A 14,087-nucleotide genomic window follows, 5' to 3' on the forward strand; every position below is an offset into this window, starting at 1 on the left:
TCGCTTACCTACCCTACGTTTCCGTTTTGGTTGTGTTGTGGCTCCGGGGTTTGCGGAGCCACATCACCCTTCAGTATTTACTGGCAGGCCTCGCAGTCTGGGTCGTCCAGGGAGCAGGCGGCGGGGACGGGCGCGGCTTCGCCATTGCTGCTGGCGGCGCTGGTTCCCGAGGCGCTTGCGGCTGCGACGCCGCCGCCACCGTTGGCGGATACGGCGTTGTGGGTGCCGGTGGTGACGGTGGACTTTTCAGTGCTGCTGGCGGCCAGGGCACGCAGGTAGTAAGTGGTTTTCAGGCCACGGAACCATGCCATGCGGTAGGTGATGTCCAGCTTTTTGCCGTTGGCGCCGGCGATGTAGAGGTTCAGGCTCTGGGCCTGGTCGATCCACTTCTGGCGGCGGCTGGCGGCGTCCACAATCCACTTGGGCTCCACTTCAAAGGCGGTGGCGTACAGGGCTTTCAGATCGTCCGGTACGCGGTCGATGGGCTGCACGGTGCCTTCGTAGTATTTGAGGTCGTTGACCATGACGTTGTCCCACAGGCCGCGATCTTTCAGGTCGTGTACCAGGTAGGGGTTCACCACGGTGAATTCGCCCGAGAGGTTCGACTTCACGTACAGGTTCTGGTACGTGGGCTCGATGGACTGGCTCACGCCGGTAATGTTGGCGATGGTCGCGGTCGGGGCGATGGCCATGACGTTGGAGTTGCGCATGCCGACGGTTTTGACCTGCTCGCGCAGGGTGTCCCAGTCCAGGGTCTGGCTGGTGTCCATCTCGATGTACTTGTCGCCGCGGGCCTTGGCCAGGTTCTGGATGGAGTCGAGCGGCAGTACGCCCTGGCTCCACAGTGAGCCTTCAAAGCTGGCGTAGCGGCCGCGCTCTCTGGCCAGCTCGCTGGAGGCCTTGATGGCGTGGTAGCTGATCGCTTCCATGGACAGGTCGGCAAACTGCACCGCTTCGTCGGAGCCGTAGGCCAGGCGCTGGCGGTAGAGCGCGTCCTGGAAGCCCATCAGGCCCAGGCCGATGGGGCGGTGGCGCAGGTTGGAATTGCGCGCCGCTGGCACCGAGTAGTAGTTGATGTCGATGACGTTATCGAGCATGCGAATCGCGGTTTTAACGGTCTTCTCAAGCTTGTCGTGGTCGAGCTTGCCATCCACGATGTGCTGGGCCAGGTTCACGGAGCCCAGGTTACACACGGCGATTTCTTCATTGGCCTTGGTGTTCAGGGTGATCTCGGTGCACAGGTTGGAGGAGTGCACCACGCCGGCGTGCTGCTGCGGGCTGCGCAGGTTGCAGGCGTCCTTGAAGGTAATCCAGGGGTGGCCGGTTTCAAACAGCATGCCCAGCATTTTGCGCCAGAGGTCTACGGCCTGGACTTTCTTGTACAGCTTCATTTCGCCGGTTTCGCACATGCGCTCGTATTCACGGTAGCGCTCCTCAAAAGCTTCGCCGTACAGGTCGTGCAGGTCCGGCACGTCGTTCGGGGAGAACAGGGTCCACTCTTCATCGTCGAACACGCGCTTCATGAACAGGTCCGGGACCCAGTTGGCGGTGTTCATGTCGTGGGTGCGGCGACGGTCGTCACCGGTGTTTTTACGCAGCTCCACGAATTCTTCGATGTCCAGGTGCCAGGTTTCCAGGTAGGCACAGACGGCGCCTTTGCGCTTGCCGCCCTGGTTCACCGCCACGGCGGTGTCATTGGCGACTTTCAGGAAGGGCACCACGCCCTGGGAGCGGCCGTTGGTGCCTTTGATGTAGGCGCCCAGCGAGCGTACCGGGGTCCAGTCATTGCCCAGGCCGCCGGCGAATTTGCTCAGCATGGCGTTGTCCTGAATCGCGCCGTAAATGCCGTGCAGGTCGTCCGGTACCGTGGTCAGGTAGCAGGAGGACAGCTGCGGGCGCAGGGTGCCGGCGTTGAACAGGGTCGGGGTGGAGCTCATGTAGTCGAACGAGCTGAGCAGCTTGTAGAACTCGATGGCGCGCTCTTCGCGGTTGTCTTCTTCCACGGCCAGGCCCATGGCCACGCGCATGAAGAACACCTGGGGCAGCTCGATGCGCACATCGTTGCTGTGAATGAAGTAGCGGTCATACAGGGTCTGCAGGCCCAGGTAGGTGAACTGCAGGTCGCGCTCGGCGATGATGGCCTTGCCCAGTTTTTCCAGGTCAAAGCTCAGCAGTTCCGGGGCCAGCAGCTCCAGGTCTACCCCTTTCTGTATATAGGCGGGCAGGGCCTGGGCGTAGTAGGTTTCCATCTCTGCCTGGGTGGCGGTCTCGGCCACGCCCAGGAAGCTCAGAGCCTCGGCGCGCAGTTTGTCCATCAGCAGGCGGGCGGTGGCGTAGGTGTAGTTGGGCTCTTTTTCCACCAGAGTGCGGGCGGTGATCACCAGAGAGGTGTTTACATCGCTCAGCCGCACGCCGTCATACAGGTTGCGCATGGCTTCGTCGAGAATGGCCTTTTCGCTCACGTCCTTCAGGCCGGCGCAGGCTTCGTTCACGATGGTGCGCAGGCGCTGGGTGTCCAGGGCGGCTTTGGTGCCGTCATCCAGCGTGACTTCGATGCTGGGGTATTCCGGGTCTTCCACCGGGCCGGCGGCGGCGCCGGGCTGCTTCTCGGCGCGCAGGCGGGCATGCTCTTCGCGGTAGAGGACGTAGTCCCGCGCGATTTTGTGTTCGCCGGAGCGCATCAGCACCAGTTCGACCTGGTCCTGAATCTCTTCAATGTGGATGGTGCCGCCGGAGGGCATGCGCCGCTTGAAGGTGGCGGTGATCTGGCTGGTGAGGTTCTCGACCGTTTCGCGCACGCGGCGCGAGGCCGCCGCAGTGCCGCCTTCCACGGCCAGGAAGCCTTTGGTCATGGCGACAGCGATTTTGCTCGGATCGTAGGTGACCACGGTGCCGTTGCGCTTGATCACACGCAATTGGCCCGGGGCGGTGGCCGAGAGGCTGGCCGCGCTGCGTTCCTGTGAAGGGGCCTGACCCTCAGGCTTGGCCTGGGAGCTGGGGTTACGATCGGTTTCTGTGTACATGGACGTCTCCGAGAGCGAACTGAATTCCGTTACTGTGAGCGGCCACCAAGAGGGGGGTGGCAAGGTCGTCGGCGGACAGTAAAAGCCTTGGGGCAAGGCCGTCCCAAAACCCTATATATAGGGGTGCCGTTTGATTGCGATACAAGATAATGCGCTTTTGATGGGAATGCAAGCGGACAAAAACGGGGAATGCCTGTGGATAAAATGTGCGTAAATCGGTAGGTCAGTGACCACTATCCTGTGGGCCGCGTATTGAGCGAGCCTGAGGCTTGGCGCCGGGTTGTGAACCAGTCGAGCGACTGAATAGATTTTTTTATTCTACCGAACTTTTCTGTTATCGCCAAAGATCACATACCATATTAAGAGGGGCCAGTTATCGTACAATGGTCCCCTCTTGTTGGTTGGGTCCGGTTTGGGCCCGTTACGTCCCAACTGGGTCCCCGCCAGGTCCCAACTGGGTCCCTGTTAGGTCAAAGGAGCGACATGTTCGCTGAACTCATTGCCATTATGGCGCCGCTGTTTATCGGCACGGCGATCGGCTACGTCTGGGTACGCTCGGGGACGGACTACCCCTCTGAGTTCGTTTCCCGCGCGGTGATGAACATTGCCACCCCCTGCCTGATCGTCTCGGTGATGGCGCGGGTCGAAGTGGAGCCGCGCATCATGGGCGGTGTCGCCCTGGCGGCCGGGTTCGTCATCGTGAGCATGCTGGTGCTCGGCTACGGGCTAATCCGCTGGCTGAAGCTCGACCCCATCCGTTATCTGCCTTCGCTGTTGTTCCCCAATAACGGCAATCTGGGCCTGCCCCTGTGTCTGTTCGCTTTCGGGGAAACCGGCCTGGCCCTGGCGATGGCCTCCTTTATGGTGATGATGCTGAGCACCTTTACTCTGGGCATTATGCTGGTCTCCCGGGCGGAAGGGCTTGGCGCCCGGTTGGGAGCCCTGGTACGCCAGCCGGTGCTCTACGCCATGGTGGTGGCGGTGGCGCTGCTGGTCACCGATACCGACCTGCCGCGTTGGCTGGGCAACACCGTGGACCTGATGGGCGGCTTTGCCATTCCCCTGATGCTGATGACCCTGGGGGTTTCCCTGGCCCGGCTCAAACTGGTGGCCTGGAGGCGCAGCCTGTTGTTCAGCTCCATTCGGGTGCTGGGCGGTTTGGGCCTGGGGTACCTGGCGGCGTTGCTCTTGGGGCTGGAAGGCGAGGCGCTGGGCGTGGCGGTGCTGCAGGGGGCCATGCCGGTGGCCATTTTCAATTACCTGCTGGCGCTGCGCTACGACCGGGCGCCCCAGGAGGTGGCGGCCATGGTGCTGATGTCCACGTTGCTGGCCTTTTTGGTGCTGCCGATTGTGTTGGTGCTGGTACTGCCACTGGCCAGCCCATAAAACACTTGAGCCGTTTGTCCCGAATCCAGTAGGCTTGCAGCCTTTTCTATTCATAGTAATCACTTACAAGCAGGAATGGACCCATGGCCGGTGTGCGGGAGATAGTACTCACTTTCAGTTGTCAGGATGCCCAGGGCATTGTCGCGGCGGTGGCCAGCCTCTTCGCCCAGCGCGGCTTCAACATCCGCGAATCCTCCCAGTTTGAAGACGTAACCCAACGCCGCTTTTTTATGCGCACGGTGTTCGAGTGCCCGCAAGGTTACGAGCTGGCGGCCATCAATGAGCTGTTCAAACCCGTGGCGGATCAGTACGCCATGGACTGGGACATTTTTGATGTGGACTGCAAGCCCCGGGTGCTGATTGCGGTATCCCAGTGGGGGCATTGCCTGAACAGCCTGCTGAACAACTGGAAGAACGGCTCCCTGCCCATCGATATCGTCGGCGTGGTCTCCAACCACGAAGTGATGCGGGACCTGACCGAGTGGTACCAATTGCCGTTTCACTACCTGCCGGTCACGCCGGACACCAAGGCCGAGCAGGAGGCGCAAATCTGGAAGATGATTGAGGAAGAGGACGCGGACTGCCTGGTGCTGGCCCGCTACATGCAGATCCTCTCCGATGACCTGTGCCGCAAGCTCAACGGCCGCGCCATTAACATTCACCATTCCTTCCTGCCCGGCTTCAAGGGCGCCAAGCCGTACCATCAGGCCTACGACCGGGGTGTGAAGCTGATCGGCGCCACCGCTCATTATGTGACGGCGGACCTGGACGAGGGGCCGATTATCGAGCAATCGGTGGAGCGCGTTTCCCACGTGAACCTGCCGGATGCCCTGGCCGAGATTGGCCGGGATATCGAAGCCGTGGTGCTCAACCGCGCCGTGCGCTGGCACGCCGAGCACCGGGTGTTGCTCAATGGCAGCAAGACGGTGGTGTTTGCCCGCTAGTGAGCAAGATCAAACAATAAACCCAAACAGTAAAGGACAATACAATGTCGAAATACTTCATTTTCCTCTCAACCGCTCTCTGGATGCTGATGGCGGTGCCCGCCACGGCTCAAGTGGAGTTGGATGGGTCTGTGGGCGGGTCTTTTCCGTCCGCCTCCGGGTACGAATCGGATCGGTTTGCCAACGCGTCGCTTGGCTATGTCATCGGGGACTGGGTGGCTCGGGCCGGGTACCTCGACGTGGGCGAGTTTGAGTTGGAATCCGCACCTACGGCGGCCAGTGTGGAAATGAGCGGTTACTACCTGCAAGCGGTGCGCCGCTTCCCGACCCGGGTTGTGGACTGGGAGCTGGGGTTGGGCGCCACCAAGCTCAAGTCTCTGGCGCGGCTTGGTGGGCGTACCCTTGGGCGGCAAACCGAATGGGAGCCTTTCCTGGAGCTGGCGGTGACCAAGAAAGTGGTCGATGGTCTGTTTGTGAAAGGAGGCTACCTGTATCTCAATGATCAGATGGGTAGCGATGTGTCCGCACTGTCCGTTGGCTTGCGGTTTTCGTTTTAGGATAAATAGGGAGAAAAATAATGTTGGGACTTATTCGCAGTGCCGGAAAAGCCGCTCTATGTTTGGTGTTAGCGGGATTGCTCTATGCCTGTGGTGGTGGCAGTGATTCGGTGGTTTCCTCACAGTCCCTCCCGACCGGGGAAATAGAAGCCACGATTGAGGTGCACGCGGACCCCGAGCAAGGCTCAGCACACGCCAGCGTGCAGCTGCTCAGGCCGCCCGCTAGCCGCGACGATGATTATTATGACGGTGACGATTACGTCGAACTGGGGGACGGGGATGATCTCTGGTTCACCACAGGCGTCAATCTTCGGGAAGAAGTCTTGGGGAGCGATTGGTTCGAAGCGCTCTCGGAGCTCACGCACTCGCAGCGGTTGTTGGAAGGGGATTACCGCTATCGTCGATCCTATATATTCAGTGGTTTGGTGCCCGAGCGGGTGTATTACAACGGTCACCTGGACAACGTCCCGGACGGGGCTCGGTACACCGTCTCGCTTCTGCGTGATGGGGCCGCCGAAGCGTTGGAGTCGACTGTGGTCATGCCACGGGCCTTTCAGCTGCTCTCGCCGTTGGCGAATCAGACGCTGAGCCGCTCTTCTGACCCGGTGCAACTGGAGTGGTTGCCGGTTGAGGAGGGGGTGACGATTGAAGTGGATGTGACCACCACTTGCACCAACAACAGCGACTATCAATACCGCACCTCAGTCGATGACGACAGCGGCAGCCTTCAGATTGAAGCCGGGGCGATTGACGATGAACGTTTGTTGGGCACCTGTGACACCACCTTGACGCTGGTAAAGTTACGGGCTGGCCAGCTCGATTCGGCCTATGCCGGCGGCAGCATCTCCGCTCGGCAGGTGCAAGCGGTCACTTTCACCACGGTCGACTGATGCGTGAGTCGCCGGGCAAAAGGGCCTGAATCAGGCGCTTTTGCCCGGCGAACAGCAATGGGGTTATGATTCCTGCGGTCCGCTTATAAACAAAGCTATGAGGTTTATAAGAAAGTACCATAGCCCTTTCCTTGCAAAACCAGACGACCGGTCATATATTGGTGGTCATGAACGAGTGTGAGCCGACAGCGATGAACAAGCGCGAACAGAAAAAAGACCTTCTCCTGGATACTGGCCTGGCGGTAATGGCCACTCACGGCTACAACGGCACCAGTATCAAGGACATTGTCGACGCCGCCGAGGTGCCGAAAGGGTCTTTTTATACCTACTTCAAAAGTAAGGAAGACTTTGCGCTGGCGGCGCTGGAGCGCGCCACCGAGGAACGCGAGCAGGAGAGCCGCGCGCTGTTGCAGAACCGGGACATTCCGCCGCTGGAGCGCCTGAGCCGGTACTTTCGGGACTACACCGGCGCCTGCGACAGCGGCGTGACCGGAGGCTGCTTTATCGGCAACATGTGCCAGGAGATGTCGGATTCCAGCGAGCAGATTCGCCTGAAAGTCCGCCAGCTGCTGCGCAACAACACCCAGGCCATTGAGGATGTGCTGGAGGAGGCCCGCCTTAACGGCAGCCTGACCAGCCCGCTGTCTTCCGCGGTGTTGGCGGAGTTCCTGTTCAACGCCTGGGAGGGCACGGTGATGCGCATGAAAGCCTCCAAGTGTCGCGAGCCCCTGGATGCGTTCCTGGCCCTGTTACCCACGGTGGTGGGGCAGGCGGACGCCGCCTGATCCCAGGGCCGGTCTGTTGAAGACCTCACTGACTCCATAACCACAATAATTCTCGAGCCGACCCTCACGTAATGCGGACCCGCTTGACGGGCCCCAGCGGGGATCGGTGTGGGGTGGAGTTGGTGATACTTTAAAGACGACCGGTCATCTAATTCTGGTTAAATTACAGCGTTACATGAAGAAAGGTATGTGGAAATGGACCATTTTATTAAAAGACGACCGGTCACCTATTTAGGCGCTTTGCTCCTGTTGGCGTCCACTCATGCCGCCTCCGGGGAGCTCAACTCCGAGCCGGTGCGAGCGTCCGCCCAGCCCCCTGTGACTCAGGTGGCCTGGTTGATCGAGGATGAAAAGCGCCCGGTCGCCCCCATCCGCTCCTTGCCCTATACGGAGCCGCAGCGCTCCAGTTGGGCGCTGGCGGTGGACAATGACATCCTGGCGCTCGGCGGAAAGGACCAGGATTACACCTACGGCCTGAATTTCACCTACACCGGCCGCGCCGCCAAAGAGGGGTGGTTCTCTCTGGATGAACCCTTGGCCTGGCTTGATTCCGCGCTCGGCTTTGACCATCTCTCTCCGGTCGGTGTGAGCAAGCACAGCATTGAAGTGGGTATGTTCGGTTTTACCCCGGATGACATTGATGTGGCTGAGCCTCTGCCCGGGGACCGCCCCTACGCCAGCCTGGTGTACTGGTCCAACTCCCGTGAGCGGCTCGACATTCGCCACCGGGTCGCCTGGAAGAGCACACTGTCCGTGGGTTTCCTCGGGTTGGATCTGGTGGGCGATGCGCAGAACGAAATCCACTCCGTGGTTGGGGCCAATACCGCCCGCGGTTGGGCCCACCAGGTAAGCGATGGTGGCGAGCCGACGGCGCGCTACACCATTGCCCGCCAACAGCACCTCACCACCTTGTTTAACAATCTGGAAATCAAAAGCACGGTGCAGGGCTCGGTGGGCTATTTGACCGAAGCGAGTTGGAGCCTGTCGGTGCGTGGAGGCCAGTACCATACGGCGTGGTCTTCCTTTAACCCCGAGTTGGTCAGCTATGGTGAGAAGTCCTCCTACACCAACAGCAGTCTCTCGGTGGATGAACATTATTTCTGGGGCGGCATTTCGCTCAAGGCCCGGGCCTACAATGCGTTCTTGCAGGGCCAATTTCGGGAGAGCGACGTCACCCTGGACCGGAGTGAATTGCGTACCGTTCTGGTAGAAGCGTGGCTTGGCTATACCGTTGCTTTCTCCGAGGGCTACCGCATCAGCTATGTGTTGCGTGGTCACAGCTCAGAAATTCGCCGGGGCCCGGGTGATCGAAACCTGCTCTGGGGTGGATTGATTCTCTCCCGTACCTTCCGCTAACCCTCGCCGGGTGCAAGCCCGGCGGATCTATGTGATCATGAAGCGGTCTTTTACCGTACCAGTTAATTGATCCCCATTGATCCAACAGAGGAGCCAGCAATGTCGAGCTACCGATTGATGTTTACCGGTGATGTGGTCACGGGCTTTCAACGCCATGAGGTGATCGACAGGCTGGCCTCCGTGCTCAAGCAATCTCCCGACGAGGTTCGCGACACGTTGTTTGTGGGCGAACCGGTGGAGTTTAAAACCGTCGAGGCCAAATCCGATGCGGACTACTGGCGCCGGACGTTCGCCGATGCCGGGGCGCTGTTGATCATTCTGCCCGGTGATGAAGACACGCCGGGCGGCTCCCGTTACGCCGGGGCGGACCCGGCCAGCACCAATATTGAAGAGCCTTCCCCCGCGTCGGTGACCGCCCGGATGGGCGCCGTGCGCCGGCGCAATGCGGCGTTTATGAAGTTGGGAGGAATTGCGATGGTGCTGGCCCTTGTCATCATCGTGACTGCGTGGTTGCTTCCGTAACTTGTGGGACGTCCGGGGCGCCGGCCAGCGCCCGGTAAAGCCCCACCATGGTCAACACCTCATCGGTCCGGCTCCGGACCAACGCCTCGCGGGTTTCAATCAATGCCCGTTCCGCATCCAGCACTTCGAAGTAACTGTGGTAACCCAATTCATAGCGGGAGCGCGCGAGCTCGGCTGCCCGGTCGGCAGCGACCGTTGACGCGTTGAGTGACTGAGTGCGTTCCTGCCCGCGATCGTAACGGACCAACAAGGTTTCGGTTTCCGCCAGCGCCTCGAGCAGTGTCTGTTCGTAGTCCGACAGCGCCGCCCGGGCCTCCGCATTGGAGGCGCGAACCCGTGCCCGGTTGCCACCGACATCCAGCAGCGTCCAGTCCACACCCAGCGATACCGATCGGGATTCAGAACCGGCGTTAAACAACTCGCTGGTGTCTCCGGCCACCGATCCGATAAACCCCCTCAGGCTCAGGCGCGGAAACAGCTCCGCGGTGCTCACACCAATCTCGGCGGTGGCGCCCGCCAGGCGACGCTCCGCCGCACGCACATCGGGGCGGCGCAGCAGCACGTCCGCCGGTGTGCCCACGGGAATATTCGGCAGTTGGGTGGGTAAGGGGGCATTGTTCGTCAGCTGTGCATGCAGTGGACCGTAAGCCTGCCCGGTGAGCACGGCGACCCGTTGCAGGCGGGCGTGAATGCCGCTTTCGATATCGGGAAGGAGTGCGCGGGTGGCTTCCAGTTGAGTCTGGGCCCGCAGGTCATCGAACAGGGTGGCTTCCCCGGCGTCCCGACGGGCGCGGACGATATCCAGGGACTGTTCCAGGTTGGCAATACTTTCCTGGGCGACGGCGCGTTGCTGCTGCAGGCCGCGCAATTCAAAGTAGCTTCGGGCCAGCTCGCCCACCGCGGCGACTTGCAGGGCCTGCAAGTCCGCCCGGGTTTCTCCGAGCTGTGCCTGTCGGGCTTCGGTGTTGCGTTTGAGGCGCCCGAACAGATCCAGCTCCCAGGTGGCGGCCGCACCGACTTGATAGGTTTCGATCCGGTCGGCGCCCACGCCGAAGCGTTCCACATCGGCCGGGTACTGTTCCGCTGCGTTGCTCTGGGCGTTCAACTGCGGCCATCGTTCGCTGCGGGCGGCACCGAGCAGGGCGGCGGCACGCTCATAACGCGCCACCCCGGCTTCCAGTGTGCGGTTTTGCTCGAGCGCCCGGTCAATAAGGTCGGCCAGTATCGGGTCCTGAAAGCCTTCCCAGAACGCCCGGTCGGAATACGCCCGGGCGTTGCTGCGTTCGCCTTCGTGAAAGTGTTCGGGCAAGTCCACCCCGAGAGAGTCCCGGGACGGGGCTTGATAATCCGGTCCCACGACGCAGCCGCTGATCAACAGTGCGAGGGTGACCGGCAGAAGTCGGTTATGAGGCATGAGCGGTTTCTCCTGTCAGTTCAATGGCGTCGTGCGGGTGTTCTTCTGTGGAGGGCTTATCGGAGGCGATCAAACGCAAGGCGACATAGAACACGGGCGTCAGTGCCAGACCAAAAAGCGTTACGCCGAGCATGCCGGTAAACACGGTAATGCCCATGGCACTGCGTACTTCACTACCGGCCCCGGTCGCGAGTACCAAAGGTACGACACCAGCGATAAAGGCCACCGAGGTCATGATGATCGGACGCAACCGCAGTCGGCAGGCTTCCATCGCCGCCTCGACAATGCCTTTGCCCTGCAGCTCCAGCTCCCGGGCGAACTCCACAATCAGAATGGCGTTCTTACAGGCAAGGCCCATCAACACCACCAGACCGACTTGTACGAAAATGTTGTTGTCGCCCCCGCTGAGCCAGACGCCGAACAGGGCAGCGAGCAAACACATGGGCACGATCAGAATCACCGCCAGCGGCAGTATCCAGCTCTCATAGAGCGCCGCGAGCACCACAAACACCAACAGCAACGCGAGCGGAAAAATCACCATCGCGGCATTGCCTTGCGTGACCTGTTGGAAACTGAGGTCGGTCCACTCCACGGTCATACCGCTGGGTAGAGTCTGCTCCGCCACTTCGCGCACTTTGTCCAACGTCTGTGTGGACGAGAGCACGGAGGGATTGGACTGTCCGATCAAGTCGGCCGAGGGGTAACCGTTGTAACGGATCACCGGGTCCGGCCCGAAGCTCTGTTCCAGACTCACCATGGTATGCAGGGGCACCATGGCGCCGGTGTCGCTGCGCGCATACAGGTGGTTGAGATCGCTGACTTCATCGCGGAAAGACGCATCGGCCTGGGCAATCACCCGGTAGGTGCGCCCGAACTGATTGAAGTCATTCAGATAGAGCGAGCCAAAATACAGTTGCAAGGTGGTAAACAGTTCGTCCATGGACACCCCACGGGTTTTCGCCTGCAGCCGGTCGATGTCCGCATCGAGTTGCGGCACGTTGGCCTGGTAGGAACTGATCGGGTAGCTGAGCCCTGGCGTTTGGCTCAATGCACCGGCCAATTGATCGGTGGCCTGTTGCAGTTCGCCATAGCCCTGGCGCGTGCGGTCCTGCACATAGAGTGAGTAACCGGAGCCGGCACCCAGCCCGAACACCGGAGGCGGCATAAACGTGACCGCGAACCCTTCCTGAATACCCGCCAGTTTGCCATTGAGCTCGGCGGCGATTTCCTGCGCGGTTCGGTCCCGTTCACTGAAGTCATCAAACAGAATAAACACGGTCCCGACGTTGGGCGTGTTGCTGCGTTGCAGTGCGTTGAACCCGACAAACCCGGCGGCGTGGGCCACGCCTTCAGTGGCCAGGGCCATGTCGCTGACTTCACGGGCTACCGCTTCGGTGCGGTCCAGTGAGGCGCCTTCGGGCAAACGGATGCTACCGACCAGATAGGTTTTGTCCTGGGTCGGAATAAAACCACCGGGGACCTGATTGAACATCAATACGGTGACCGCCAGCAGTGCTGCGTACACCGCAAACACAATGCCGCGATGGTTCAGGCTGCGGCCCACGAAGCCCTGGTAACGTTCGGCGTTGCGGTGGAAGAAACGGTTGAAAGGCCGGAAAATCCAGCCGAACAGACGGTCAATCACGCGCGCGGGCAAGTCCTTGTCGGCGTCTCTGGGCTTGAGCAGGGTGGCTGCCAGGGCGGGCGAGAGGGTCAGTGAATTAATGGCGGAAATCACCGTCGCAATGGCGATGGACATGGCGAACTGACGATAGAACTGCCCGGTAATGCCTTCCAGGAAGGCCATGGGGATAAAGACCGCACAGAGCACCAGACTGATGGCGATAATCGGGCCACTCACTTCACGCATGGCTTGGTGTGCTGCCGCTTTCGGAGTAAGCCCTTCTTCAATATTGCGCTCGACGTTTTCCACCACCACGATGGCATCGTCCACGACAATACCGATGGCCAGTACCAGACCAAACAGCGTGAGCGTATTGATGGAGAACCCCATCATCAATAAAACGGAGAAGGAACCAATAATCGACACCGGAACGGCGAGCAGAGGAATAATGGACGCGCGCCAGGTTTGCAGAAACAGCACCACAACCAGAACGACGAGAAACACCGCTTCAAGCAGGGTGGTGATCACGGCATTGATTGAGGTTTGCACAAACACCGTCGGGTCATAGGCGATTTCCCATTCCAGCCCCTCGGGGAATTGCTGGTCCAGCTCGGCCATTTTTTCGCGCACGGCGGCGGAAACTTCCAGAGCGTTGGAGCCGGGTGCCTGGAAGATGGGAAGGGCCACAGCCTGTTTGCCGTTGAGCAAGGCTCGCAAGGCATCCTGGGAGGAGGCCAACTCAATGCGGGCGACATCGCGCAGGCGGGTGATTTCACCGTTGTCGCCGGTTTTCAACACAATATCACTGAACTCTTCCGGCGACTCCAGCCGACCCTGGGCGTTAATGGAAATCAGAAAATCGGAGCCGTCCGGCATGGGCGGCGCGCCCAACTGGCCGGCGGAGACTTGCACGTTCTGCTCCCGTACGGCCCGGGCGATATCCGAGGCGGTAATATTCAACGCCGCTGCGCGTTGTGGGTCCACCCAGAGGCGCATGGCGTAATCGCCCGAGCCGAACAGCCCGGCTTCACCCACGCCGGGAATGCGGGCCAGTTCGTCACGAATATGCAGCACGGCGTAGTTGCGAATGTAGGTCGCATCGAAACGGTCATCCGGGCTGACCAGATGCACGGCCATCATCAGGTTGGGAGATTGTTTCTGGGTGGTGACGCCCTGTCGGCGAACGTCTTCCGGCAGGCGCGGCAGTGCCTGGGTGACGCGGTTCTGGACCTGCACCTGGGCCTGGTCCGGGTCGGTGCCCAGTTCGAAAGTCACGTTCAGCATCAGGGTGCCGTCGCTGCCCGCCACGGATTTCATGTAGATCATATTTTCCACGCCGTTGATGGCTTCCTCCAGGGGCGTGGCGACGGTTTCGGAAATGGTGGTGGGGTTGGCGCCGGGGTAGCGGGCCGTGACCTGTACGCTCGGGGGGACCACCTCGGGGTATTCGCCCACGGGCAGCAACGGAATGCTGATCAGCCCCACGGCGAAAATAATGATCGACAACACCGATGCAAAAATCGGCCGGTCGACAAAGAAACGGGAAAAGTTCATGACAATACGCTCCCTGGGCACCGGTTCGGTGC

General features: G+C 60.6%; 10 protein-coding genes. 7 read left to right on the forward strand and 3 right to left on the reverse strand.

The features are described from left to right. Positions 1-77 precede the first annotated feature (77 nt). The gene (locus tag G547_RS0104150) at positions 78-3,023 is read right to left on the reverse strand and encodes a ribonucleoside-diphosphate reductase subunit alpha (protein WP_027328751.1); all 2,946 of its coding nucleotides are present in this window, start codon (positions 3,021-3,023) and stop codon (positions 78-80) included. 483 nt (positions 3,024-3,506) lie between these two features. Between G547_RS0104150 and G547_RS0104155 the strand changes: the two genes are divergently transcribed. The 7 genes from G547_RS0104155 to G547_RS0104185 all read left to right on the forward strand — a co-directional run bounded on the left by G547_RS0104155 (position 3,507) and on the right by G547_RS0104185 (position 9,463). After that, the gene (locus G547_RS0104155) at positions 3,507-4,409 is read left to right on the forward strand and encodes an AEC family transporter (protein WP_027328752.1); all 903 of its coding nucleotides are present in this window, start codon (positions 3,507-3,509) and stop codon (positions 4,407-4,409) included. 83 nt (positions 4,410-4,492) lie between these two features. Next, positions 4,493-5,353, forward strand: a complete 861-nt coding sequence (gene purU, locus G547_RS0104160; protein ID WP_027328753.1) for a formyltetrahydrofolate deformylase — start codon at positions 4,493-4,495, stop codon at positions 5,351-5,353. A gap of 44 nt (positions 5,354-5,397) precedes the next feature. Continuing rightward, positions 5,398-5,910 carry a hypothetical protein gene (locus G547_RS0104165; RefSeq protein ID WP_027328754.1) on the forward strand — a complete coding sequence of 171 codons (513 nt, stop codon included), beginning with the start codon at positions 5,398-5,400 and terminating at the stop codon, positions 5,908-5,910. A gap of 20 nt (positions 5,911-5,930) precedes the next feature. Continuing rightward, positions 5,931-6,800: a hypothetical protein gene (locus G547_RS0104170; protein ID WP_027328755.1), complete on the forward strand. Its 870-nt coding sequence runs from the start codon at positions 5,931-5,933 to the stop codon at positions 6,798-6,800. A 191-nt stretch (positions 6,801-6,991) separates the two neighbouring features. Further along, entirely contained in the window at positions 6,992-7,585 is a 594-nt protein-coding gene (locus tag G547_RS0104175) for a TetR/AcrR family transcriptional regulator (RefSeq protein WP_027328756.1), read from the forward strand. Positions 7,586-7,780: 195 nt separating this feature from the next. Further along, positions 7,781-8,941 carry a lipid A deacylase LpxR family protein gene (locus G547_RS0104180; protein ID WP_036187014.1) on the forward strand — a complete coding sequence of 387 codons (1,161 nt, stop codon included), beginning with the start codon at positions 7,781-7,783 and terminating at the stop codon, positions 8,939-8,941. A gap of 99 nt (positions 8,942-9,040) precedes the next feature. After that, on the forward strand, positions 9,041-9,463 hold the full coding sequence (locus G547_RS0104185; protein WP_027328758.1) for a hypothetical protein: 423 nt from the start codon (positions 9,041-9,043) through the stop codon (positions 9,461-9,463). On the opposite strand, the gene G547_RS0104190 is transcribed toward G547_RS0104185, so the two are convergent. Together G547_RS0104190 and G547_RS0104195 are read right to left on the reverse strand one after the other, a co-directional pair. Next, positions 9,435-10,877 (reverse strand): efflux transporter outer membrane subunit, encoded by a 1,443-nt coding sequence (locus G547_RS0104190; RefSeq protein ID WP_027328759.1) that lies wholly within the window; start codon positions 10,875-10,877, stop codon positions 9,435-9,437. The genes G547_RS0104185 and G547_RS0104190 overlap by 29 nt on opposite strands. Continuing rightward, the gene (locus tag G547_RS0104195) at positions 10,867-14,055 is read right to left on the reverse strand and encodes an efflux RND transporter permease subunit (RefSeq protein ID WP_027328760.1); all 3,189 of its coding nucleotides are present in this window, start codon (positions 14,053-14,055) and stop codon (positions 10,867-10,869) included. Before G547_RS0104195 ends, G547_RS0104190 begins: the two co-directional genes overlap by 11 nt. Between the last annotated feature and the right edge of the window lie 32 nt (positions 14,056-14,087).

The sequence above is a fragment of the Marinimicrobium agarilyticum DSM 16975 genome, assembly GCF_000423345.1.
Lineage (GTDB): Bacteria > Pseudomonadota > Gammaproteobacteria > Pseudomonadales > Cellvibrionaceae > Marinimicrobium > Marinimicrobium agarilyticum.